The 25,559-nt window shown below is 41.0% G+C and carries 21 protein-coding genes; 8 read left to right on the top strand and 13 right to left on the bottom strand.

Annotated elements, in window-relative coordinates; translation table 11 throughout:
• Window positions 1–3 precede the first annotated feature (3 nt).
• The 6 genes from BUC07_RS03225 to BUC07_RS03200 all read right to left on the bottom strand — a co-directional run bounded on the left by BUC07_RS03225 (window position 4) and on the right by BUC07_RS03200 (window position 4,559).
• Window positions 4–702, bottom strand: coding sequence for an aromatic aminobenezylarsenical efflux permease ArsG family transporter (locus BUC07_RS03225; protein WP_073165433.1), 699 nt, complete (start codon window positions 700–702; stop codon window positions 4–6).
• Window positions 703–711: 9 nt separating this feature from the next.
• The gene (locus BUC07_RS03220; protein WP_073165430.1) at window positions 712–1,149 is read right to left on the bottom strand and encodes a nitrophenyl compound nitroreductase subunit ArsF family protein; all 438 of its coding nucleotides are present in this window, start codon (window positions 1,147–1,149) and stop codon (window positions 712–714) included.
• Between the two features lie 13 nt (window positions 1,150–1,162).
• Window positions 1,163–1,396 (bottom strand): thioredoxin family protein, encoded by a 234-nt coding sequence (locus BUC07_RS03215; protein WP_073165428.1) that lies wholly within the window; start codon window positions 1,394–1,396, stop codon window positions 1,163–1,165.
• A 120-nt stretch (window positions 1,397–1,516) separates the two neighbouring features.
• On the bottom strand, window positions 1,517–3,124 hold the full coding sequence (locus tag BUC07_RS03210) for a 4Fe-4S binding protein (RefSeq protein ID WP_073165425.1): 1,608 nt from the start codon (window positions 3,122–3,124) through the stop codon (window positions 1,517–1,519).
• 25 nt (window positions 3,125–3,149) lie between these two features.
• A complete protein-coding gene (locus tag BUC07_RS03205) occupies window positions 3,150–4,067 on the bottom strand; it encodes a DUF362 domain-containing protein (protein WP_073165423.1) in 918 nt (305 codons plus the stop codon).
• Between the two features lie 195 nt (window positions 4,068–4,262).
• Entirely contained in the window at window positions 4,263–4,559 is a 297-nt protein-coding gene (locus BUC07_RS03200; RefSeq protein ID WP_073165420.1) for an ArsR/SmtB family transcription factor, read from the bottom strand.
• Window positions 4,560–4,652: 93 nt separating this feature from the next.
• Here BUC07_RS03200 and BUC07_RS03195 point away from each other — a divergent pair, with 93 nt between their 5' ends.
• From BUC07_RS03195 to BUC07_RS03175, 5 genes are all read left to right on the top strand, one after another.
• Complete coding sequence (locus tag BUC07_RS03195) at window positions 4,653–5,699, top strand: M20 family metallo-hydrolase (RefSeq protein WP_245792619.1); 1,047 nt, start codon at window positions 4,653–4,655, stop codon at window positions 5,697–5,699.
• An 82-nt stretch (window positions 5,700–5,781) separates the two neighbouring features.
• Entirely contained in the window at window positions 5,782–6,006 is a 225-nt protein-coding gene (locus tag BUC07_RS03190; protein ID WP_073165414.1) for a VF530 family protein, read from the top strand.
• 170 nt (window positions 6,007–6,176) lie between these two features.
• Window positions 6,177–7,307 (top strand): Re/Si-specific NAD(P)(+) transhydrogenase subunit alpha, encoded by a 1,131-nt coding sequence (locus BUC07_RS03185; RefSeq protein ID WP_073165411.1) that lies wholly within the window; start codon window positions 6,177–6,179, stop codon window positions 7,305–7,307.
• 11 nt (window positions 7,308–7,318) lie between these two features.
• Window positions 7,319–7,633, top strand: a complete 315-nt coding sequence (locus BUC07_RS03180; protein WP_073165409.1) for an NAD(P) transhydrogenase subunit alpha part 2 — start codon at window positions 7,319–7,321, stop codon at window positions 7,631–7,633.
• A gap of 6 nt (window positions 7,634–7,639) precedes the next feature.
• Window positions 7,640–9,079, top strand: coding sequence for an NAD(P)(+) transhydrogenase (Re/Si-specific) subunit beta (locus BUC07_RS03175; RefSeq protein WP_245792617.1), 1,440 nt, complete (start codon window positions 7,640–7,642; stop codon window positions 9,077–9,079).
• 76 nt (window positions 9,080–9,155) lie between these two features.
• Here the strand turns inward: BUC07_RS03175 and ilvC are convergent, their stop codons facing one another.
• The 5 genes from ilvC to BUC07_RS03150 form a co-directional block, all read right to left on the bottom strand.
• Complete coding sequence (gene ilvC, locus BUC07_RS03170; RefSeq protein ID WP_073165406.1) at window positions 9,156–10,199, bottom strand: ketol-acid reductoisomerase; 1,044 nt, start codon at window positions 10,197–10,199, stop codon at window positions 9,156–9,158.
• 115 nt (window positions 10,200–10,314) lie between these two features.
• Window positions 10,315–10,857 (bottom strand): acetolactate synthase small subunit, encoded by a 543-nt coding sequence (gene ilvN / locus BUC07_RS03165; RefSeq protein WP_073165404.1) that lies wholly within the window; start codon window positions 10,855–10,857, stop codon window positions 10,315–10,317.
• A 46-nt stretch (window positions 10,858–10,903) separates the two neighbouring features.
• Window positions 10,904–12,601: a biosynthetic-type acetolactate synthase large subunit gene (gene ilvB / locus BUC07_RS03160; RefSeq protein WP_073165401.1), complete on the bottom strand. Its 1,698-nt coding sequence runs from the start codon at window positions 12,599–12,601 to the stop codon at window positions 10,904–10,906.
• Window positions 12,602–12,633: 32 nt separating this feature from the next.
• Window positions 12,634–14,466 carry a dihydroxy-acid dehydratase gene (gene ilvD, locus BUC07_RS03155; protein WP_073165398.1) on the bottom strand — a complete coding sequence of 611 codons (1,833 nt, stop codon included), beginning with the start codon at window positions 14,464–14,466 and terminating at the stop codon, window positions 12,634–12,636.
• Window positions 14,467–14,747: 281 nt separating this feature from the next.
• On the bottom strand, window positions 14,748–15,578 hold the full coding sequence (locus tag BUC07_RS03150; protein ID WP_139279453.1) for a cytochrome d ubiquinol oxidase subunit II: 831 nt from the start codon (window positions 15,576–15,578) through the stop codon (window positions 14,748–14,750).
• A 373-nt stretch (window positions 15,579–15,951) separates the two neighbouring features.
• Here BUC07_RS03150 and BUC07_RS03145 point away from each other — a divergent pair, with 373 nt between their 5' ends.
• The 3 genes from BUC07_RS03145 (at window position 15,952) to BUC07_RS03135 (ending at window position 21,957) form a co-directional block, all read left to right on the top strand.
• Complete coding sequence (locus BUC07_RS03145) at window positions 15,952–19,137, top strand: SusC/RagA family TonB-linked outer membrane protein (protein ID WP_073165395.1); 3,186 nt, start codon at window positions 15,952–15,954, stop codon at window positions 19,135–19,137.
• Window positions 19,138–19,170: 33 nt separating this feature from the next.
• Window positions 19,171–20,940: a RagB/SusD family nutrient uptake outer membrane protein gene (locus BUC07_RS03140; RefSeq protein ID WP_073165393.1), complete on the top strand. Its 1,770-nt coding sequence runs from the start codon at window positions 19,171–19,173 to the stop codon at window positions 20,938–20,940.
• A 75-nt stretch (window positions 20,941–21,015) separates the two neighbouring features.
• Window positions 21,016–21,957, top strand: coding sequence for a sugar phosphate isomerase/epimerase family protein (locus BUC07_RS03135; protein WP_073165390.1), 942 nt, complete (start codon window positions 21,016–21,018; stop codon window positions 21,955–21,957).
• Between the two features lie 64 nt (window positions 21,958–22,021).
• On the opposite strand, the gene BUC07_RS03130 is transcribed toward BUC07_RS03135, so the two are convergent.
• Window positions 22,022–23,785 carry a DUF6057 family protein gene (locus tag BUC07_RS03130; protein WP_073165387.1) on the bottom strand — a complete coding sequence of 588 codons (1,764 nt, stop codon included), beginning with the start codon at window positions 23,783–23,785 and terminating at the stop codon, window positions 22,022–22,024.
• Window positions 23,778–25,346 (bottom strand): TolB family protein, encoded by a 1,569-nt coding sequence (locus BUC07_RS03125; protein ID WP_073165384.1) that lies wholly within the window; start codon window positions 25,344–25,346, stop codon window positions 23,778–23,780. Before BUC07_RS03125 ends, BUC07_RS03130 begins: the two co-directional genes overlap by 8 nt.
• Window positions 25,347–25,559 lie beyond the last annotated feature (213 nt).

Here is a 25,559-nt window from a genome sequence, read left to right as displayed (position 1 = left end):
ATTTTAAAAAAATATGGTGACCACATAATAAATTCCAACACCGATAAACAACACCGCAATTACACGCCGGAACCATTTTTCAAATGTTTTCATCCGATTATAGAGTTGGCCGATTTTACCTACACTGAATGCAATCAGCCAGGCAAAAATGATGACCGGAATTCCGGTGGCCAGCGCAAACACAACAGGCAGGTAAAGTCCCCCTGCACTGCTGATAGTCATGGGAATGAGCATCCCGAAATAGAGCACTCCGCTGTATGGGCAAAAGGCCAGGGCAAAAACAATTCCCAAAAGGAACACTCCCCAAAAACCTCCTTTGGAATTGTTCTCCATTTTTTCGGTTAACGAACCAATTCCCGGGATTTTTAGTTTGATAACACCCAGCATAAAAAGTCCGATGATAATGAGCAGCGGGCCAATGATTTTTTCGCCCCAAATCTGGAAAAATCCGGATAACTGAAACTGGCTGGCGCTGAAAAAGAAAATTAATCCGATGACTGTATAAGAAATACCACGACCCAGGGTATAAATCAACCCGTTGTAAAAAACACGACGCTGACTTTGAATATCTTTGCTGATGTACCCGATGGCGGTAATGTTGGTTGCCAAAGGGCAGGGGCTTATGGCTGTCATAAGCCCCAGAATAAATGCCGAGAACAGCGGCAGTTGCGTATTTTCAAGAAAATTGTGCAGTACTTCCATTACAGCATTTTACTTCAGCGATTCAACGGTTTCCTTAATTTTTGCTTTGAGTTTCTCCGGGTTTCTCACCGCATTCATAAAACCGTCGGTAGTGATATCGATTTTTTTATTTCCGTTTACAAACAAAAGCGACTGTCCGCCTACTTCGAGGCTTTCAGCCAGTTCTTCGTTCTCTTTGTTGTCGAGATTTACCGATTTTAACTGTATTTTATCACCGTACAATTCCTTAAGCGATTCAGCCGAAACTTTTTCAACGGTTTTACAGGTCATACACCGCCGCGAAGTATGAAAATAGTAGGCTTTTACTGCCGATTCATTTTCCTCTTCGGCTAATGCCAGCGCCTCGGCTGAATTATCGGCTTGAGCGGTTTTGTTGCAGCACTGGGCATTCGATGTAAAAATGCCAATGGCAAAAATTAAGCTGATTAGTGCATATGCTTTTTTCATGGTTTTGATTTTTTTATTTGGTTATAAAATTCTTGATTTCGTCAATACCCGGAACGCGGCCTTTTACCACAACTTTCCCGTCAACTACCAGGGCAGGTGTAGTCATCACACCAAACTGCATGATTTGCATAATATCTTCCACTTTCGATACGGTGGCATCCACACCGGCAGCAGTAACCGCATCGTTGGCCGCTTTCTCCAATGCCTTGCATTTGGGGCAGCCTGTTCCTAAAACTTTTATGTCCATTTTTTTTAAATTAATAGTTCGTTGTTCGCAAAAATACGAACATATTTTTAACCAACAATAGAAGTGCAAATATTTTTTGAATTTCTTAAAAAAATGATGGGGAGAATCGAAAAAAATCAATCAGAAAGGGAAATCTGCATCATCATTAATTACTTTTTTCTCTCCAAAATCAGGCTTTTCGGCCAATTGATGCACAGCATTTCCGTTTACGTAGATAGCTTTGAACGGCGCGTCAACCGGACAGGCGTGTTCGCAGGCACCGCAGCCAATACAAATTGAATCGTCCACTTTAGGAATTAGCAATCCGTTTTTATAGGGAACCATATTCACTGCTTTTGTAGGGCAATGTTCCGAACAGGCGCCGCAATCGGTCCCGTCGGTATAAACCACACAATTTTGTTCCACAAAAACCGCTTTTCCCAATTGGGTTAAATGTTTTTCTTCCTTTGTCAGCGGCAATATTGCACCGGTTGGGCAAACTTCGCCGCATTTCACACAATCGAAATTGCAGAAATTGGTGATGTAATCCATGTGTGGTTGCATAAATCCACGTAAGCCGTATTCGGTGAGTGCGGGTTGTAAAACGTCAGTGGGGCAGGCGGTTACACAAAGCGAACAGCCGGTACAAATGGCATTGAAACGGTCAATGCTTTTGGCGCCGGGCGGGGCTACAGGATGGTCCTTCTCATTTAGCAGTAAATTTTTTTGCTGATCGGGCATTTTATTTTTTTTGAGGGCGTAAATACGTTTTCCTGCCAGCAGAGCCAGGAGGGTTACCAGAATTTTCCTCCGGTTTTTGTCGTGCCGGTGCGTTGAAACTGCGTATCCCGGAGCAGGTTCCGGTGTGCTTTTAAGGGGTTGTTTTAGTTTTACCGGACTGAATGAAAGTGCTGATTCAGGACACACATCGAGGCAGTTGAAGCAGGCAACACAGCGTGTGTAGTCTACTTTTTGGTTTTTTGTATCGATGCATTCGCTTTTGCAAACCGCTGCACACTTTCCGCAACGTGTGCAGGTGCTGTAATTGAACCTGACTTTAAACAGTGAAAACCTGGAAACTTCGCCAAGCAAGGTTCCTACCGGGCATATAGTGTTACAGAAAAGTCTTCCTCTTTTCCAGGCAAGATAGCCAATTGCAACTATCACTGCAAAAGATAAAATGAATGGCAGAACAGAAGGTTGCATCAGATTTTTATGAGAAGCTGAATACAAACCCGCATTGTTTAAAATGGGTGTTACGGTATTGTTTAGCCACACTGTCGCAGGTTTGAATAAATAGGTGAATGTCCTTCCGGCAATGCTGTACGGGTCGAGCCATGTGACAATAAAGCCTGCCCCAAAAATAATGGCCACCACCATAATTCCCAGAAAAATATACCGCAAAACAGGATGTGCTTTTTTAAATTTGAAAAAACGTTTTTTGCGCGATCTCCACCTGGAAATCCGGTTCACCACATCCTGCAAAATTCCCAAAGGGCAAATTACCGAACAATATATGCGGCCTGTAAGCAAAGTCAGCAATAGCACTGCAACAAATCCTCCTGCTGTTAAAAGAGAAAATACGGCAATGAAGTGTAACACTGAAGGCACAAACTGGAGATAAATTACGCTGTCGAACCATTTTTCAGGAAACCATTCGTAGATATCGGCAAATAAAATAAACGTCATTGCCAGCATTGCTGCTGCAATAATTATTCTTCCTCTTCTGAGAAATTTATACACCTTCATAAATGAATTTCTGATCTAAAAGGGTTTAGCCCATTTTAATTCTCTTGATTGCCAGATTATCGAGATCGGTAGTTCCTATGCCCATTTCATTGGCTATCCGGATATGGTTAATGTCGTTCGGTTTGCTTCCAAACATCAGGGTAGCAGCAGAATCAACAGCTACAATGTCCTTCCCGGCAATCAGAGCCTTCAAATCAGCAACATCATCTTCAGAAACTCCTTTGGGGCCATTGCGTGTCAGCATGCGGTAACCATCCACAATGTTGAGGTCGGGTTTGCGATAGGTGAGAAAATCGGCAATGCATTGGCTGAGGTCGTTGGCATGATAATACCTGCGGTCCCAAACCACTCCCATCAGGTTTTTCATGGAGAGAGTTACTGTGGTCGAGCTATGATGTTTGAGTATGGGCACATTAATAAAAACATCGGCGCTGGCCAAATCCTGATGTATTTTTGTCGTTTTTAAGCTTCTTCCACCCGGTACTGAAACTTCCTGAAAAAATGATTCATTGCTTCCGGTAACCACCTTTGCACCGGCATCGCGTGCAGCTTTCTCTATTCCGCTGTTTTGGTAACACCTGTCACCCTGGTCGCAGGTATGATCGAATACCACCACCTCGGAAGCACCGGCTCTCAAACAGTCTTTTATGATATGTGCCACCAGCTGCGGGTTGGTATTGGCTGCCCTTTCGGGAGGTGCGTCCCAGCCAATGTTTGGTTTTACCAACACTTTTTGCCCCGTTTTCACAAAACTTTCAATCCCTCCAAGTGCTTCCAATGCCTTGTCATACATGGCAGTAACTTCACCACCCCTTACGGCAGCCAAATCGTATTCTCCATTATTGGCCGGTAACCCTATGGCATTAAGTCCTCCAAAATTGGGCAGCAATGTTCCGCCTACTCCCAGTACAGTTCCTGTAACAAGAAAATCCCTTCTTTTCATGATAATCGGTTTTTTATTGTTTTTATTCAGAACGAGCCAATGTTCGTAATGAATTTATTCAAAATTAAGAAAAATGTGGGATATTTGGTAGTTATTTTTGTGTTATTGGTTTGCCATTATCCTGAATTGTGATTTAGGCAGGTGCTTTATTTTGGTACTATCCGCCAGATAATTTGCATCTCTGCCGTGAGTTCTTCAGATTTTCAACAGAATTTTAAAAAGACTCCTGGCTTTTTCCCAGTTCTCCGTGTTCACGCAGTATTTAATTTTTGGTGCTTCAATTTCGCCCTGGATTAAACCTGCTTCTTTCAGCTCTTTTAAATGTTGCGAAAGTGTGGATTTGGCAATGGGCAGATCTTCGGAAAGATCGCCACTGTAGCAGCACGACTGTTTCGACAGCAGTTCCATAATATAAATCCGGACCGGGTGCCCCAGTGCTCTTGCAAACCTGGCCAGCTGTTTTTGTTCACTTGAAAAAAATTCTGATAGCATGCTTTTAAATTTGACAACAAATATAACACAAATTACTTTTGAGTTAATTCCGGTTTTTTTGCCACTTTTGCACCTTCGAATTTTTTAATGGTAATGGAAAAATATATTGAACTGCTCAGAAACCTTATCGCAACCCCGTCGTTCAGTAAAGACGAAGCGAAAGCTGCTGCGCTAATCCGGAATTTTTTGGATAAAGAAAATATTCCTTATAAAACCCGGCAAAACAATACCTGGGCTTTTAATAAGCATAACAAACCCGGTAAACCCGTAATTATGCTGAATTCGCATATCGATACGGTGCGGCCGGCAAAAGGATATGAACTTAATCCGTTTAAGGCAATTGATGAGGGTGACAAACTTTACGGGCTTGGAAGCAACGATGCCGGCGGCCCGTTGGTTGCACTGCTGGCTGTTTTTATTCATTTTTATGAACGCGCGGATTTGCCTTACAACCTGGTTTTTGCCGCCACTGCCGAGGAAGAAATTTCGGGCAGGCACGGGCTGGAAATAACATTACCTGAAATTGCACCCGTCAGCTTTGCCATTGTGGGTGAACCTACCCGCATGGAACTGGCCATTGCTGAAAAAGGTTTGCTGGTACTCGATTGCTATGCTTATGGAAAATCGGGGCATGCTGCCCGCGAAGAGGGCGAAAACGCACTTTACAAGGCGCTGGATGATATTCAGAAAATAAGGGATTTTAAATTTGAAAAAATATCGGAAGTGCTGGGAGAAGTTAAGATGAGTGTCACCCAAATTGAGGCAGGTACCCAGCATAACGTGGTGCCCGATGTTTGCCATTTTGTGGTGGATGTGCGCACCAACGAGCATTACCCGAACAAAAAAGCAGCAAAAATTATTAAAGATTTGATCAGTTCTGAAGTAAAACCCCGCTCTTTCCGGCTCAATTCTTCGGGCGTGAGTTTAAGTCATCCGTTTGCCCGCAAAGCCGAAAAATTGGGCATTAAGGTTTACGGTTCACCTACCACTTCAGATCAGGCAATTATTCCTTTTCCCTCGGTGAAAATGGGACCGGGCGATTCGGCGCGTTCGCATTCGGCTGACGAATTTATATATAAAAGTGAAATACTGGCCGGAATTGATTTGTACATCAAACTGATTGAAGGACTTAAGGTTTGAAATGGATAACAGGCAGTAGGCAAAGAAACAGTTGGCAAAAAAAAATCAATTTCACAGTTCTACAATTTAACAATTTTTCAATATGTCACAGCCAAATAATCCGCTTCACGGAAAAACACTCGAGGCCATTGTTGTTTACCTGGTCAGTTTTTATGGCTGGGAAGAGTTGGGCAACCGTATTCGCATTAACTGTTTCCGGATTGATCCAAGCATTAAATCGAGCCTGAAGTTTTTACGCCGCACGCCGTGGGCACGCCAAAAAGTTGAAGAACTTTATCTCGAAACCATTCGAAAATCAGAAGCCTGAAAATTTGAATGATTTTTGCATACCCCAAAGTGTAGCTTGCAGTTGTTAATCAATCAAATACTTATTGTTGATAAATAAAGTAATTTCTGAATAAAAAACACTTCCGTTAACGTTAACGGTAAATAATAATTATTAGATTTGCGGGTAAATTCATCTAAATCAAACAAAATATGATTCTTGGATTATTAAAAGAACAAAGCAATGAAAACCGCGTAGCTTTGCTCCCTGAAATTGTTCAGAGCCTTTCCGATCTGAAAGTGGAGGTTTGGGTAGAGCAGGATGCGGGTGCAAATGCCCTGGCTACCGATGCCGATTACGAGAACGCCGGCGCAAAAGTAGTTTCGCGGAAAGAGGTTTTCGAAAAATCGGATGTGCTTTTACAGATTCAGTCACCGGTTGCTGAGGATATCAAAAAAATCGCGAAAAATCAGGTGTGGATTAGTGCTTTTAACCCGCTCTGGGACACGGAACTGGTTAAAACTTTTCTTGAAAAAGGAATTACCACTTTCAGCCTCGATTCCATTCCGCGCACCACACGTGCCCAAGCCATGGACATTCTGTCGTCGATGGCAACCGTGGCCGGTTACAAAGCAGTGCTCGAAGCGGCTATAAAACTTCCCACATTTTTCCCGATGTTTATGACAGCTGCCGGAACCATTCGCCCCGCCAACGTGCTGATTTTGGGTGCCGGTGTTGCAGGATTGCAGGGCATAGCCACAGCTCGAAAACTTGGTGCCCAGGTGCAGGTATTCGATGTGCGCTCGGCGGTGAAGGAAGAGGTGATGAGCCTCGGAGGAAAATTTGTAGAAGTAGAAGGCGCAACCGAAGACAAAGAAGCCGGAGGTTACGCTGTGGAGCAAACCGAGGAATACAAAAAGAAACAGCAGCAGGCTGTTAATGACCATGCTGCCAAAGCAAATGTCATTATTTGTACCGCACAAATCCCCGGCAAAAAAGCACCGGTGCTCATTTCAAAAGAAACCGTTGAAACCATGAAACCGGGCTCGGTGATTATCGACCTTGCTGCTTCAACAGGTGGCAACTGCGAACTCACCGAAAATGACAAAACGATTGAGCACAAAGGTGTGACGATTGTAGGCGAGTCGAACTACCCGTCGCAAATGCCGGTAGATGCCAGCCGCATGTTTGGTAAAAACGTACTCAATTTTCTGAAACTTATTATCGGAGAAGAAGGCGCTTTAAACCTCAATTTTGAAGACGATATTGTAAAAGGAACCTGTATTACGAATAAAGGAGAAATTTACAACGAGCGTGTAAAATCTGTAATCGAAAACAAATAAAAAAACCAGATATGGAACAAGTATTACAATTTTTCTTTGAATACAAAGAAGCCATTTTTATAATCGCATTATCCATCTTTCTGGGTATTGAAGTGATTTCCAATGTGCCCGCGGTATTGCACACCCCGCTTATGTCAGGCGCAAATGCCATCAGTGGTGTAATTATCATCGGGGGAATAATTTTAGTCGGTCATGCCGATCTTTCCCGTTTTTCGGTGGATCTCGTTCTTGGGATTCTGGCACTGATATTTGGTACATTAAACGTGGTGGGTGGCTTTGCCGTCACCGACAGAATGCTCGAAATGTTTAAAAAGAAAAAAAAGTAGGGAATCATGGATAAAGTTTTAGGAACATTCAACGGAATGCCATATACCGTAGGAGAATCAATACTCGAATTAAGTTATTTAATTGCAGCCCTGCTTTTTGTTTACGGGCTGAAATTATTGTCGCATCCCGAAACAGCCCGGCGCGGAAATCTTTGGGCTGCCGGCGGTATGGGACTGGCAATGATTACCACATTATTGCTCCATAAAGCCAACGGCGAAGGAATTTCATTAACCAACATCTGGATAATTCTGGCAGCAATTGGAGTGGGTGCCGCTATTGGATGGATGGTTGCCCGCAAAGTAAAAATGACTGCGATGCCTCAGCTGGTATCAATTTATAATGCTACCGGTGGTGGTGCCTCCATGCTGGTTGCACTGCTGGAGTATCCGGCCGCAGCGGCAGGTGATGTCGGCTCCATACTGGTAACCGTTTTAGGGTTAATTATCGGTGCCATCGCTTTTAGCGGAAGTTTAATCGCTTTCGGAAAACTGGATGGTCGAGTTGGTGATATCATGAAACCATTCATGACTTATCTGAACCTGGTTTTATTGGTTGCAACGATTGCACTGGGTATTTTCATCATCGTTTCGCCCAACCCGCCAACTGAAATGCTTTGGGCTATTTATGCATTAACGGCAATCTCGCTTGTTTACGGTGTGATGTTTGTAATGCCCATTGGCGGAGCCGATATGCCGGTGGTAATATCACTGCTGAACTCATTTACAGGTATTGCAGCCGCCATGGCCGGTTTTATTTACGGAAACCAGGCAATGATTCTGGGTGGTATTTTTGTAGGTGCAGCCGGTATGATTCTTACCATTCTGATGTGTAAAGCAATGAATCGCTCACTGATAAATGTAATCATTGGTGCTTTTGGTGGTGGTGGTGCTGCTGCTGCCGACCGCGAGCAGGGAAATATTAAAGAAATTAGCCTGAGTGATGCTGCGGTGCTGATGAGCTATTCACGAAAAATTGTGGTGATTCCCGGTTACGGACTGGCAGTTGCCCAGGCGCAGCACATTGCGCACGAACTGGACAACCTGCTCGAAGGAAAAGGCGTGGAGGTGAAATATGCCATTCACCCGGTTGCAGGAAGAATGCCAGGGCACATGAACGTGTTGCTGGCCGAAGCGGATGTGCCTTACGAAAAGCTGGTTGAAATGGACGACATCAACCCGGATATGCCCAACGTGGATGTGGCCATTGTGGTAGGAGCCAACGATGTGGTGAACCCCGCGGCATACGACGATCCGTCGAGCCCGATTTACGGAATGCCAATTATAAACGCCCACGAAGCCAAAAACATCATCATTATGAAACGCGGAATGGGTAAAGGATATGCCGGAATCGAGAACGAATTGTTCTTCAATGATAAAACCCGCATGCTGTTTGGCGATGCCAAAAATTCAATAACCAAACTGGTAAACGAAATAAAAAACATGTAAAAGTTGAAAAAATGCAAAATAAAAATGAGGCTGTCTTTTAAAGGCAGCCTCATTTTTTTTAGTTGATTTTGCAATGCTATTTTTCCGGGCGAAGTTTCCGGACTTCAGCACCTGCTTTCCACATTTCTGATTCACGCAGTTCTTTTAACTCAGCTTCCAGTTTCGGACGGTAGTCGGGTTGACTGTTGGAATCAATGGAACGTTGAGCTTCGCGGCCGGCGGCCACTTCTTCGTAAAGATTTTCAAAAACCGGCTTGGTGGCATCCCTGAATTTTTTCCACCAGTCGAGTGCCCCGCGCTGTGCGGTGGTCGAGCAGTTGGCATACATCCAGTCCATTCCGTTTTCGGCTACCAGCGGCATCAGCGACTGGGTGAGCTCTTCCACGGTTTCATTAAAAGCTTCGGAAGGGGAGTGGCCATTTTCACGCAGCGTTTCATACTGGGCGGCAAAAATGCCCTGAATGGCTCCCATCAGCGTTCCGCGCTCGCCGGTTAAATCGCTGTAAACTTCTTTTCTGAAATCGGTGGGAAATAAATAACCGGAGCCAACGCCAATACCCAAAGCAATTACACGGTCTTTGGCTTTTTCTGTGGCATCCTGGAACACGGCAAAGCTGGAATTCAGTCCGCGGCCTTCCAAAAACATTCTGCGCAACGAGGTGCCGGAACCTTTTGGTGCTACCAGAATGACATCCACATTTTCAGGTGGGATAATTCCGGTGCGTTCTTTATAAGTTATTCCAAATCCGTGCGAAAAATAGAGCGCATCGCCGGGGTTCAGTGCTTTTTTAACCGTGGGCCAGATTGCGATTTGCCCGGCATCGGAAAGCAGAAACTGGATAATGGTTCCTTTTTGAGCCGCTTCCTCGATTTCAAACAGTGTTTCGCCGGGAACCCAGCCGTCTTTCACGGCTTTGTCCCAGGTAGTTGAATTTTTGCGCTGGCCAACAATTACGTTAAATCCGTTGTCTTTCAGGTTTAGTGCCTGTCCGGGGCCCTGAACGCCGTAGCCCAATACCGCAATGGTTTCATCTTTGAGTACTTCACGCGCTTTTTCAATTGGAAATTCCTGTCGGGTTACTACTTCTTCTTCAACTCCGCCAAAATTTATTTTTGCCATAACTTTTTTATTATTGTTTTAATTTTATTCTTTTTGAATGCAGTTGATGCAAATTTATTAATTTTTAATCAGTTTTTGTGTTGAATTGATATTCAATGATGTTGTTAATAAGAAGTTAATCTATTTGCTCGAGCACCGCATCTCGTTCTTTCAGGAATTCGGATAAGCGCTCGATGGGGTCGCGTGTTAGTGCCACTCTTCCCGAACGAATAAACTGCATCACTTTAAATTTGTTCAGCTCAAAGAACAATTCCTGCGTTTCGGTTTTGTGTCCTGTTTTTTCAATCACCGTGTATTCCCGGGTAATTTCGAGAATGCGGGCCCCGGCATTTCGCACAATTTTTTCAATGGTGTCGTTTTCATAAAGTGCCTCGGTTGCTACTTTGTAGAGCGCAATTTCCTGGTAAATCATTTCATCGTTGGTATGATAAAATGCTTTCAGTACATCAATCTGTTTTTCAATCTGTCCAACCACTTTCACAATTAAATCAGGAGTAGATTTAATAACAATGGTGAATTTGAAAATTCCTTCGATTGCTGATTCTGAAACTGTAAGACTATCGATGTTGATTTTTCGGCGTGTGAAAACCAAAGTAATCCGCGAGAGCATTCCAATGTGGTTTTCAGAATAAACCGTTATTATATATTCCTGTTTCATTTTATTTCTTTTTTTATTGATTTAAATCCTTTGTCTTGTTATTTTACTACAGTTCGAGCATTATGTCGGATACTGATGCGCCGGATGGAACCATCGGAAATACATTGTCTTCTTTTTCAATTACCACTTCGAGCATGTAAGGCCCCGGGTGGTCAATCATTGTTTGGATGCTGCTTTCAAGGTCGTCCCTCACTTCCACCTTATGGGCATCAATGCCAAAACCTTTTGCAATGGCAATAAAATCAGGGTTTTGCAGCTCGGTGAATGAGTACCTTTTTTCGAAAAATAGTTGTTGCCACTGGCGTACCATGCCCAGGAAATTATTGTTCAGCACCACAATTTTTACCGGTAGTTTATTCTGGGCAATGGTTCCCAGTTCCTGGATGGTCATTTGAAAACCGCCGTCGCCGATAAATGCAATGACTTTTCGGTCGGGTGCGCCAATTTGAGCCCCCATTGCTGCGGGTAAGCCAAATCCCATGGTTCCCAGTCCGCCGGAAGTGACATTGCTGCGGGGATGCCTGAATTTGAAATAGCGCGATGCAACCATCTGGTGCTGACCAACGTCGGTGACCAACACTGCTTCATGATTTGTTTTGTCTCCTGCAATGCGGACTACCTCGCCCATTGTGAGGCCTGGTTTTTCGGGGAATAACTCTTTCTGAATAATTTTTTCCTGTTCGGTTTTGTCGCTCTCCCTGAAACGGGCGAGCCATTCATCGTGCCTGTTTTCTTTTACCTGGTCGGTAAGGAGTTTCAACGATTTTTTCGAGTTGCCTAAAATCGGCACATCGGCCCTGATTATTTTATGAATTTCTGCCGGATCAATTTCAAGGTGAATAATTTTGGCTTCGGTAGCATACGAACTGACTTTTCCGGTTACCCTGTCATCGAAACGCATTCCCACAGAAATGATTACATCGGCATGGTTGGTCAGTTGGTTGGGACCGTAATTTCCATGCATTCCCAGCATTCCCACATTCAGCGGATGGTCGGTGGGCAATGCCGACAGGCCAAGGAGGGTCCATGCGGCAGGAATTCCTGTTTTCTCCACAAAAGCTTTCAGTTCCTCTTCTGCCCGGCCAATTATTACGCCCTGCCCGAACAGAAGTAGCGGGCGTTCAGCATTGTCGATTATGTCGGCAGCTTCCTTGATTTTGAACTTATTGATGGGCTGTTCAGGCAAATAGCTTCTGATTTTAGTGCATTTTTTATATTCAAAATCAAATTCGCCAAACTGGGCATCTTTGGTTATGTCGATGAGTACCGGTCCCGGTCTTCCGGAGTTGGCAATGTAAAATGCTTTTGCAATGGTTTCCGGAATTTCTTCGGGAGTTGTAATCTGGTAATTCCATTTGGTAACCGGCATTGAAATACCTACCACATCCGATTCCTGAAATGCGTCGGTTCCCAGCAGCGGCGAGGCCACCTGGCCAATAATACAAACCAGCGGAACGGAGTCGAGCATGGCATCGGCAATGCCGGTAATAAGATTAGTGGCTCCCGGGCCTGAAGTGGCGAAACAAACTCCTGGTTTTCCGGTTACCCGTGCATATCCTTCGGCAGCATGAATGGCTCCCTGCTCGTGGCGTGTCAAAATGTGTTTCACATGGTCGTTGTGATCATACAAGGCATCATAAATGGGCATAATGGCGCCGCCCGGATAACCAAAAATGGTATCAACCTCTTCTTCCAGTAACGAAAGGATTACGGCTTGTGAACCGGTAACTTTTTTTGTTGTCATATTCTGAATTTTTAACTGTTTATATCTTTTTTTTAATCTATCAATCTTACTGCTCCGCGGTCGGCAGAAGAAACGATGCTGGCATAGGCTTTCAGTGCTTTCGATACATTTCTTTCCCGTCCATCCGGGGTAAAAGCTTTTTTGCCTTTGGCTTCTTCTTTTTTCCGGCGGGTTTGAAGTTCTTCTTTTGAAACCAACAGGTTGATGGAGCGGTTAATAATATCGATTTCAATTTTATCGTTGTTTTCAATCAGTCCAATGGCACCGCCGGCACCTGCTTCGGGCGAAACATGTCCAATTGAAAGACCTGATGTTCCTCCTGAGAATCGTCCATCGGTAATTAAAGCGCACTCTTTATCGAGTTGCATCGATTTCAGGTACGAAGTAGGGTAGAGCATCTCCTGCATTCCCGGTCCTCCTTTGGGGCCTTCGTAACGGATAACCACCACATCGCTTTTTTGAACGGTGTCGCCCAAAATGCCGTTTACGGCTTCATCCTGCGAGTTAAAAACTTTTGCTGTTCCGGTAAATTTAAAAATGGAGGGATCCACTCCCGCTGTTTTTACAATACATCCGGCTTCTGCAATATTTCCATAAAGCACGGCCAGTCCGCCGTCTTTGTTATATGCATTTTCCAAATTCCGGATGCAGCCGTTTTCGCGGTCGGTATCCAGTTCGGTGTAATAATTTTCCTGGGAGCCGAGTTTCAGGTTGCGGGTTCCGTCGCCCGGCGAGGAGAGGAACCTTGTTTTAGCATCGCTGGTTGCCGAGTCGAGTGTGATGTCGTATTCTGAAATGGCTTGTTTCAGGGTTCTTCCGTCAATCCGGCTCACGGAAGTATCTATCAGTCCTGCCCGGTTGAGTTCTCCCATGATAGAAAGAATTCCACCGGCCCGGTTTACATCCTGAACATGATAATGTGAACTGGGTGCAACTTTGCAGAGGTTGGGCGTTTCTCGTGAGAGTTTGTCGATATCTTCCATCGTAAAATCAACACCGGCTTCGTGGGCAATGGCCAGCAAATGTAAAACCGTGTTGGTGGAGCCGCCCATGGCAATATCGAGTTTCATGGCATTCAGGAAAGCATGGCGGTTGGCAATTTTACGTGGCAATACTGAATCATCGCCTTCGAAATAGTATTTTTTTGTGGCCGCCACAATTTTTTCCACTGCCTCTTCAAACAGCTTTTTACGGTTGGTGTGCGTTGCAACAATCGTCCCGTTTCCGGGCAGTGCCAGCCCGATTGCCTCGGCCAGGCAGTTCATGGAATTGGCGGTGAACATTCCGGAACACGATCCGCATGTGGGGCAGGCGTTTTGTTCGATAACCGAAAGTTCCTGGTCGGAAACCGACTGGTCGGCCGCCATTACCATTGCATCAACCAGGTCGAAATGTTTTCCGCCGATTTCTCCGGCTTCCATTGGGCCTCCCGAAACAAACATGGCTGGAATATTCATTCGCATGGCCCCCATGAGCATTCCCGGTGTAATTTTATCGCAGTTTGAAATGCAAATCATTGCATCCACTTTGTGGCCGTTGCACATGTACTCCACACTGTCGGCAATCACATCGCGCGAGGGAAGGGAGTAAAGCATTCCGTCGTGGCCCATGGCAATTCCGTCGTCGATGGCAATGGTGTTGAATTCTGCGGCAAAAAAGCCATGCTTTTCAACCAACCCTTTCAGGTATTGACCAATATCGTGCAGGTGAGCGTGGCCGGGTACAAACTGGGTAAAGGAATTTACAATGGCAATTACGGGTTTCCCAAAATGTTCTTCTTTCATGCCATTGGCACGCCAAAGACTGCGTGCTCCGGCCATTCTCCGGCCCTGGGTTGTGGTGTTGCTTCGCAATGGAATTTGCATACTTCTTTGTCTTTTATTTTAAATTTTCAATTAAAAAAGCCTTCCCCGTTTTCCGGGAAAGGCTTGTCAATATTTTACAATTACATATACTATTAACCCTCCCCGGTGAATCCTGGAATGACTACGAGAATGACTAGAATATATGCAGCAAATAATTTCATTGTTTACTTTTCTGTAATTTTGATGGAGCAAATGTAAAAATTATATCGAAACTGAAAAACGATTTGAAAGTATTTGTGCTTTTTTTATACGAAAGTTAAATTTTATTCCTTGTTTTTAATTCAATTCAGTAAAAAAAGAGTAATCCATCCCTGAATAATTTCACCGGTTTCCGGATCGAGTTGCGACCCGTACATGCTGTGTGGAATAGAATAAATTATGAGCATAACCACTGAAGCGGCAATGGTATATGCTGGTCGTTCTTTCTTACGGTTCATAAGTAGGGCCAAAAGCCAGAAAATAAACGCGATGAGGGTTTTGTTATCGGTTAAATCCCAGGCAAAAGGGATGCCTGCCCATGCTTCTCCGAATGCGTGCCACTGCACCCACGGGCCAAAAATTAGCCCACCGGCAAGGAGTGCCCAAAATGTAATCCGGGTAAATAACCTGTATCGTGCATGCTTGAATAAAGCCATAATACCTGCAAGATTGCTCAGGAACATGGCCACAAACATTAAAATGATGTGGGGTACCAATATTGTAGCGGGCACATCACCCTTAAATCTTATAATAACCGGTTTATTATTGTTTAATGGAAATATTGCACCCTCTTTTTCTAAAACAACTTTGTATTCGTATTTCCCTGCTGGTGGTAAATGTGGGAGGTCAGCCGAGAGGATGTCGCCTGTACGCACCATTTCTGTTATGATCCATTCATCGTTTGTAGGGAATTTCCGGTAATGAATTTCACCGGAGATGTTTTTATCAGCCACCTGCAGCACCACCGGACAATCGGTCTCACCCCCATGGCTTCTCACCAGTTTAAAATTGTAGCGCTGATTGTCGATGGTGATTTCAGTTTTTTTATCGTATGTCGGGCCGGTTGTACGCTGATAAATAATGGCAGTAAATGTGATAATTAGTGCCAATGTCCAGTATAATATGAGTTTCATAATTTCTTTCAGTTTTAAATTTATCAGATACAATTGTAAGCTTTTTTTTACGAATGTGATATTAAAATTACCAATAATGAGTATTATTCGATAAATGTAAAAATTACATTTAATAATTTTTAAATGAAAGATTATGTTTTTAGTTTACAGGCACATATATGTATGTTTATGTTCTTTGAGTGTTTTGCAATATAGTAAATGTTCAAATTATTTTGATCATTTTTTTTTATTCAAATTATTTTATTATAAGTTTGATGGTACTAAAACTAATTAAAACCAATATTGCCTATGAAATGAAAATCCTTTCAAGACTTCAAATTTCACTGTCGTATTATTTTATCTAATATTTAATCACTTACAAAACTTAAAATCTATGAAAAAAAGACATGTAAGGGGGTTTTTGCCCTATCTTTTACTTGTTGTATTTATGGCCTTTACAATGGGTGTAAATGCACAGCAAAAAACAATCCAGGGAAACGTTACCGATGAAACCGGTGCTCCGTTGCCTGGTGTAACTGTGGTAGTTAAAGGTACTACGCAGGGAACAATTACCGGTGTTGATGGTAATTATACTCTTGATGTACCTGTTGATGCTAACGTTCTTGTATTTTCCTACATTGGAATGACATCCCAGGAGGTTGAGATTAGCAATCGCACATCAATTAATGTAGAACTTCAACCAGACGTTATTGGTATTGAGGAGGTTGTGGCAGTGGGGTACGCTACAAGAAAGGCCGGTGAAGTAACAGGATCGGTTTCATCTGTACAAGCTGCTGATATTGAAGAAATGACAGTTGTCGATGCTTCTGAAGCATTGAGAACTGCATCTGGTGTTACTGTGTTAAAATCAAATACTCCAGGCGAAGGGGCTTCTATTCGTGTTCGTGGTTTGGGTACCATTAATGATAACGATCCGCTTTGGGTTGTTGATGGTGTACCGGGAGGAAGTGTTACACCCAACAATATTGAATCTATTACTATTCTGAAAGATGCTGCCGCGCAGGCTATTTATGGTGCCAGGGCAGCAAATGGGGTGGTTTTAGTTACAACAAAAACGGGAAGGCGTAATCAAAAAGCACAGGTTAATGTGAATGTTAAAACAGGGGTATCAAAAAATTCAAATTATTATGACCTCCTTAATACACGGGAGTATGGAGAAATGCTTTGGTTGGAAGCGGCTAATGATGGTGTTTCTCCGAATCATGCTTTGTATGGTTCTGGTTCTGAACCGGATATTCCTGAGTATATAAGACCGGCGAGAGCTGAAAATGTTGATCATAGCTTGTATGATAATAAAATGATTCACGAAGATGGGGATGATACCTATCTTATTACGAAAGCAAACCAAGAAGGAACAGAATGGCTAAAGGAAGCTGATCGCAATGCACAATTTAGGGATATTTCTGTCGATTTGAGTGGCGGAAGCCAAAATACATCTTATGCATTCCAACTTGGTTACATGCTTGAAGAAGGAATTTTGAAACATACTGGTTTTGATCGGTATAATCTCCGGTCAAATGTTACTACCAGCCCCGTAGATTGGATAGAAATTGGAGAAAGACTTGGTGTTACTTATAGCCAGGACTACGGACATCAAGAAAATAATACTGAAGCATCAATCGTGTCATGGGCTTATCGTATGCAACCAATAATTCCTGTGTATGATATTGCCGGTAATTATGCAGGTACCAGAGCAGAAGGCACTGGTAATTCTCAAAATCCAATATTCCTGCTGGATTCAAATAAAGATGATAAGACAAAACGAATGAATGTAAGTGGCAATACATATATTAAATTAATGCCAATTGATGGATTATCTATTCAAACCCTTTTTGGAATTGATTATACAGCACGGCATTACCGTAATCCAAATTTTGTTGAAAAGGCCCATGCAGAACGAGGTAAATATGCATCGTTAAGTGAAGAAACCAGTTTTAATATGCAATGGAACTGGACCAATACCTTGCAATATTCAAAATTAATTGCTGATGAGCATGATTTAACTGTTCTACTTGGTACAGAAGCAATCGATTATTCATACAATTTTATTAATGCATCAAGATCTGAATTTTTCTCAAAGGAAATTAACTACATGCAATTAGCAACTGGATTACAGGGTATTAATAACGATGGTAATAATAGTTCATGGGCATTGTTCTCTATGTTTGGTCGTTTAAATTACAACTATCAAAATAAATACATGCTCGAAGCGGTTGTTAGGCGTGATGGCTCTTCTCGTTTTGGCGGTGATAACAGGTATGGTGTTTTTCCGGCGTTTTCTGCTGCCTGGAGGATTTCTAACGAGAATTTTATGGCTTCTACATCCAGCTGGCTTGATGACCTCAAAATTAGAGCAGGTTACGGGACAACTGGAAACGACAGAGTTGGAAACTATAATAGTTATACGAATTTTGCAATTGATTATGTTGATTCATTTTATGCTATTGATGGAGCTAATGTAACAACTGGAACTACTGGGTTTTACCAATCTACTTTTGGAAACCCGGATGTGAAATGGGAAACTACTAAAACTACAAACCTGGGTATTGATGGAGCATTCAATAATAATTTAACTGTTTCGTTAGACCTTTGGCAAAGGGTAACATCGGATATGCTTTATCCAAAGCAAATACCAATGGTTCTTGGAAGAGCATCCGCTCCTTCAATAAATGTTGGTGAAATGAAAAACCGGGGATTTGATATTGAGCTTGGTTATTTGGGGAATGCATTAAATGGTGATTTAACTTATGATGTAAATTTTAATATCTCACATTATAAAAATGAAATTGTAAAATTATCTGATAATGAAGATGAATTTTTAGGTGGCGATGCATTTAGAGAAATGGTATATACCAGGAGTCAAATAGGTACTGCTTTTCCCGAATTTTACGGTTATGTAGTGGAAGGTATTTTCCAGGATCAGGCTGAAGCTGATGCCTGGCCAACCGCTTTTGGAGAAGATGGCACTTATAATGAACCAGGACATTATAAAATTAAAGATGTTACTGAAGATGGTGTAATTAATTCCGATGATCGCACTTACATAGGCTCGCCGCATCCTGATTTTACAGCTGCTTTAAATTTTCATGTAAACTATAAAGGGTTTGGTGTAGTTGCCCACTTTTATTCAAGTTATGGAAATGAAATGGTTAATTATGTGAGACGATTTATTGATTTTAGACAATTTCAAGGTGGCAGAAGCAAAGACCGTCTTTATAGTTCATGGGGAAGTCCATATTTAGACAACAATGAAAATGCAAAATTACCCAAAGCAGAATCAAATGACAATGAAAGTCAATTACCTTCAACTGCTTTTGTTGAAGATGCTTCCTATCTGCGTTTAGAAAATTTGCGGATTAGTTATGATTTAAACAGAGTTTTACACGGTGATTATTTTAGAAATTTACAGGTTTATGGCCAAATGTCTAATGTATTTACAATCACCAAATATTCAGGATTAGATCCTGAAGTTAATAGCGGAGGAAGAAATTTAGGAGTTGATTCAGGTGCATGGCCAACACCAAAACAAATAATGTTTGGAATCAATATTGGTCTTTAACCATTTTTATTAATCAGTATAAATTTTAAAACTATGAAGAAAATATTGAATATATTATTATTAGGAACTTTAACAGGATGCTTACTTGTTACATTTTCCTGTAGTGAAGATTTTCTTGAAAAAGAACCCCCCGGAGCTGCTGCCGGTTCTGTAATGGAATCGCCAGAGGGAGTTGAAGCTCTTTTGATAGGAGCATACAGTAATTTAAATGGTACTGATGCTAATCGTTCCGATTTTGGCGGAGCAATGGCTACAGATTGGACTTATGGTAGTGGAGCGTCAGATGATTGTTATAAAGGAACCTCTTCCGGTGACCAGAATGATTTTAATTATGTTGAAAGGTATTCTGCTTTACCATCAAATTTGTACATGGAGGTTAGGTGGAGAGACTGTTTTGATGGTGTTTCCAGATCCAACCAAGTAATGGATTTTCTTTGGGCTACCCAAGAAGGTGAAAATCCAATTGAAGCAAACCGTGCGACAGTAATTGAAGCTGAAGCTAAATTTCTAAGAGCCTGGTATCATTTTAAAGCAACTCGTGTATTCTGGAAAATACCTTATATCAAAACGCAGAGTGAATTGGGTGAAATATTGCCGGAAGAAGTACCGAATGATACAGAAGGTTGGGATGAAATTGAAGCAGATTTACAGTTTGCAATTGATAATTTGCCAGAAACCAGTCCTCTGGGAGAACCAGGTAGGTCCACAAAGTATGCAGCAATGGCTGTTAAAGCACATGCTCACTTGTATCAAAATGAATTAGACCTGGCAAAACCACTATTAGATGCAATTATTAATAGTGGAAAATATGATCTTGTTGATAATTACTATGATAATTACGATCAGTCTACAGAAAATAATGAAGAATCCATTTTTGAAATACAGGCATCTTCCAGTGGAAGTAGCCAAACTGCCCTTTTGATGGCTGGCCCTTGTATGCCGCAAGCTGGTCCAGCTGGTATTGGCTGGGGTTTTTATCAACCTTCCCAAAACTTATATGATGCTTTTCAGGTAACTGAAGATGGATTACCAGTACTTGATGTTGAAGATCGTGTTCATCTTGCTATCGATATGGGAATACCAAGTAGTGATGAATTCCAGCCAACCGATAAACCTCTTGATCCGCGTTTAGACTGGACTGTTGCTCGTCGTGGAGTTGATTTTCTGGGCTGGGGAATCATGGAAGGTCAGTCATGGATAAGAGAACAACCGAATGGTGGTCCTTTTATGACCAAAAAATTCATGCATGCATTTAAAAATCAAAGTCTCAATGTGAATGGGAGTGGCTTTAGAAATGGGCAAAATTTTCGGGCTTACCGTTATGGTCATGTCCTTTTGTGGAGAGCTGAAATTGCGATTGAAGATAATGATTTAAATTATGCACGCGAGTTGGTAAATATGATTCGAGAACGCGCGAAAGGTAGTGATGTTGTGATGGGAAAGGTTTCCAATACAAAATTTGATGGTAGCCCTATAGTTGTTGATTGGGATCAACCAGCCGCAAACTATTTAATCGAGCCTTACCCTGTAGGAGCAGAAGCTTTTTCTTCTCAGGAAAATGCAAGAAAAGCGGTTCGATTGGAGCAACGACTTGAATTTGCTACTGAAGGTATGCGGTTTTTTGATCTTCGCCGGTGGGGTATTGATGATGAAGTTTTAAATGCCTTTATTGAGCAAGATACCAAGTTTAGAGACTTTCTTAAAGGAGCTTCCTATAATCCCGATAGAGCTGATTATTGGCCGCTGCCTGAAAGCCAGTTAGATCTTCAGGATGTGCTTCAGCAAGATCCTGACTATGAATAATATCAAAATAGGCTGTGAATTTCACAGCCTATTTTTTCATAAATATGTTTATAATATTGTTAGTAAATATAAAATATGGAAACCAAAAGAGAATTTTTGAAAAAACTGGGGCTGCTTACTGTAGGTGGTTTGGTTGGAGGGTCATTAAAAACAGCCCAGGCTTCATCATCACAGAGTACCCTTTTCCCATCACAAAAAAGTATAGGTTTACAGCTTTATTCTTTGGGAAGAGAATTTTCTGAAGATGTGCCAAATGGATTGAAGAAAGTAGCTGAAATTGGTTATGCATCAGCCGAGGCAGCCGGGTATCGCGAACGGAAAATATATGGTTATGATATGACTGAATTTCGGAAATTGGCTGATAATGCAGGATTGAAGGTAACCGGTTCACACGTGAACCCTCCTGTTCGTAAATATACAAAAAGCAATGCCGGCGAAATTGCTGATTTCTGGAAAGCAACTGTTGAAGATCATGCAAAATTGGGCGTTACTTCGTTGGTGCAGCCTGGAATGCCGACCATTGAGAATCATGATGATGCGGCCTTAGTTTGTGAGGTTTTTAACAAAGCAGGCGAAATTGCTAAAGATGCCGGGATACTGTGGGGCTACCACAACCACAGCGGAGAATTCAGGCGTGTGGTAAAAGAGGAAGATAAAGGGAAAGAAACCAACCGAAGAAATCCTGTGGGCGATGTTATTTACGATTTAATGCTTGAAGGAACTGATCCAAAGCTGGTATTTTTCGAAATGGATGTGTACTGGACTGTAATGGGACAAAACGATCCACTGGAATATTTTGAAAAACATGCCGACCGTTTTCCAATTTTGCACATTAAAGACCGTTCAATTTTAGGAGAATCGGGAATGATGAATTTTAAAAACATTTTCAATAAAGCGTATGAAAATGGTTTGGATGAATTCTACGTTGAACTGGAAAATATCAGGGAAAATATTACCCAGTTTGAGGGCGTGAAACGTTGTTTTGATTACCTGAATAACGCACCGTTTGTTCGTTAAAACAACATATTATCCTAAAAAGGGAGGTAAGGGGTTAAAATTTTTTCCTTTTATTTCCCTTTTTTTATTTGAAATGAAAATAAAACCAGAAAGTATTTTGATACTTGTTTTGCATTATATTTTTTTGGGTTGAAGGGTTCTGACGTGTTTGTTTAAAATCAGAAATATACTGGTTAAAACGTAATATAGTTTCGTTGCTAATTGTAAGGCCGCCTAAATCAGGATTTTCGCCCGTGCTGTTGGTGTAAGCAAGGGTTGCTTCCTCGATATGGCGGGGAATTTTGTTGTAATTCAGATTATTGAGCTTTGGTAAATTATTTATTATGCCTTCTACATTTTTAGATAAAAGAAACCAGGCCATCATGTATTCGAAGGCTTTTTGGTTTTCAGGATTTGATTGAAGTAGTTTGGGAATGTTGTTCTGTGGTGAAACTATTTCTGTGAAAAAATCATCTTGGGGCATAATATTTCGTTTTAAGCCAAATTCCGGATGTACTGCAATTAGTGTAGTGTCTGCAAGTAATTCTTCATATTCATTTCCTCGATCGCGGTAAAAAGCTGTATTTTTTAAAATATCCACATATTTATACGCACGCTTATAGTTCCCGTTAATAATATTGGTTTTTGCCAACAGTGAAATATTTTGTGGACGATAACCGTAAACAATCATTTCTTCGTAGGCCCAACGGTGTGCTTCGTTGATTAAACCTACTGTATAAAAAAAATGCGCTCCCCAGTTTAAATGCTCTTCGTTCCAGGGGAGGATTAGTGCATTTACATTAAAATCCTGCCGCCCGTAAAATAATCTGCTTGCCAACTGGTCTGTTTCCGAAAGTGCAATATTGTAAAAATATTGTGCTATCAAATTTTGAGAAGGATATTTTTCGTGAAAATTAATTGCCTGGTTGTATTCCTCATCAAGCACCATCTTTTCTAATTGAATCACTCTTGAAGTTTGATTGTTATAAGAATTGAACAGCGAAAAAATTGAAAAACCAAAAATAACAACCACGGCTGCTGTGCCAATAAATTTCGATTGATGGAGTTTTGTTCTAAAGGTGGTTAAGGCTTTGGTAATTAATGGATAAACTGCAATAAAGCCAGTGGTTATATAAAGAAAAAGGTGATGGTTTTTATTTTCTACTGAAGGAAAAGGATAGGTAATTAATTGTTCAAAAGGTTGAAAGAAAAGAACTTTTTTGCTGAAAATTACCGTAATGACAGCAACCCCCAATAGTATAGAAGAATTGATGAATCGTTCATTACCCTTTTTATAAAAAAGATTAAGAAGGATAAGCATCATAATTAAAATCCAGGCATAAACACCTATGAAGTAGTAAACTAACGGAAACAGAATTAGTGGAACATAAGAGGTTTTATTTTTGAGAAATGTCAAATAAATGTAGAAAAAAAACAGAATCAGAAGAAATCCAAAGTTGAATTCAAGCATGTGGTAATAATGAGTCTGCATCAACAGTAACAAAAAGGGAGGAATTATCATCAACGGTAATGATAATTGAGAATGAGGAAGAAGGTGCTTGTTGATGTGATAAATCAGAATTGCAGGTAAGGTTAGGGTAGTTGCAAGAATTATAACCCCAATTATTGCATGGAAATAAAACTGAGTAAAAAATTTACCTGTCAGCACCAAAAGACCGCCAGGTTGTGTGAAATAATCATCTAAGTAAAATTTTGAAAAAATGAATAGATGATTGTTTTCCTGAAAGAATAAAATGTGGTTAGCAATCCCAAAAAAGTAACTAAATGCAGTTGCAAAAAACAGCAAATTAATAATATAAAAACCTGGATTTTTTAATGTTCTATTCATGTACTCCCTTTTCAATCTTAGCACGTTCTTTCTCATTTTCCAATTTAATCCATCGGGGTGTAGTATCATTCGGATTCCCGGGACTGGATATTAATGGTTTTTTATTTGCAGCTGATTCAAAATCCGTTGGATTAAATTTCACTTTACTTGTTACAAACTCAGGGATATTATAGGATTCCAGTATTTTATTGTAAAAGTTCGGGTTTTGTTGTGGAAGCACAAAAGGTTTTCCGATACTATCCCCGGAATTAATATAGGCAAAGTGGGGTCTTGCACTTCTTCCATCTATTCTTTTGCTACTAAAAACAAGCCATTTGCCATTCGATGACCAGGTGTGGTAACTCTCAGTTTTGTTACTGTTTAGTTCCATTTTTTTAAACTTTCCGCTTTGTAGATTTAGCAAATACAGGTCAGCCTCTTCGTGCCATATTGGAAAAGTTCCATAATCGGCCATGGTAAATACGATGAATTTTCCATCCGGAGAAATTCTGGGAAATGAAGCACTTTTTTTCATTTTTGATGCATCAAAAACAAGTTCATCTTTTCCAAATGTGCGTGAAATCGGATCGAATGATTTTCGAACCAAATTGTAATGTATATTCTTAATATCGTCCAGTGATAAATTTGAACCGGCTTTCCTGCAACCGGCACTGCAGAAATATAAATATTTTCCATCGGGTGACCATGAAGGAAAAGTTTGCAGCGGGTTGATTGAATCTTTTTCTGTAATGTTTAATATTTCATTTGTTTGAGTGTCATATAATATAAGAGACGAAACCAAATCGAAAACCTCGATACTTTTTTCCTGATGTGCATAAAAATTTTGCCTAACCTGATTTGATGAAAAGGCTACAAATCTACCCCCAGGATGCCACGAAGGGTACGTAGCTCCTCCTGGCATACTTTCAATTTTTAAATCTGTTTTCAAAATTTGTTGGTCATCAGTAAAGTAGGTTCCACCTTTTGAGCCCCGAATATGAATTAAGAATCTTTCAGGATTGTTTTGGTTAAACGCATGACAATTTACACAGTTTTTTTCAATCAGCTCATTTTCAACTATTGATGCTTGGTTGAAGCTTTCAACTGAACGTTGTTCAATTTTAATAGATGACCAGTTGTAATATCCCGGATGAATTAATCTGTAAACTAAAAAGGGATCAATCTTTTCTTTGGCAATATACATATGAAACGGTTCGAATTCACGGGTGATTTCATTTTCTTCTTTTTTTACAAATATCTTGATTTTTAATTGCCCCTCCTGATTGTTTTTTATTAGTTTTTTCCATCGTTTTTCCTGGAATTTTATAACACCATTTTTAGATCTAATGAGTAATTCTTCATTTCCTGACGAAATTTTTGCCCAAAAAAGATCACCTTCTTCTTTAATAGAAAAATTCATTGGTGCAATATTTACTGGGATGGTTACATTGATATAATTGGGAAAAATTTTGGGTAATTGATTAGCTTTTTGAACTTCACCTATTTGGGGAGATTTACATCCAGTAATAAATGTAATCAATAAGATATTCAAAAAAAACAGAAATCTTTTTTGAGTTGGCATGTTTAAAAATTTACATAAATGTTTGTTTTCAATAAATTGTAAAACTACAAAAAATAGCAGAAATCTTATTGCATTTGAAATGCTAAACTTTGCTTATTTAATTCCCATTATTCCTCCTTTTTTGGCATATTGGCGACATTTTGTGTTTAAATAATTTTTGAGATTATAAATGAATTCAAAATTAAATTGTGGTAGTTTGCTGCTGTTTTAACC

It is taken from the genome of Tangfeifania diversioriginum (assembly GCF_900141875.1).
In the GTDB taxonomy this organism is placed as follows: domain Bacteria; phylum Bacteroidota; class Bacteroidia; order Bacteroidales; family Prolixibacteraceae; genus Tangfeifania; species Tangfeifania diversioriginum.
This window is presented reverse-complemented; position numbering and strand designations above follow the sequence as displayed.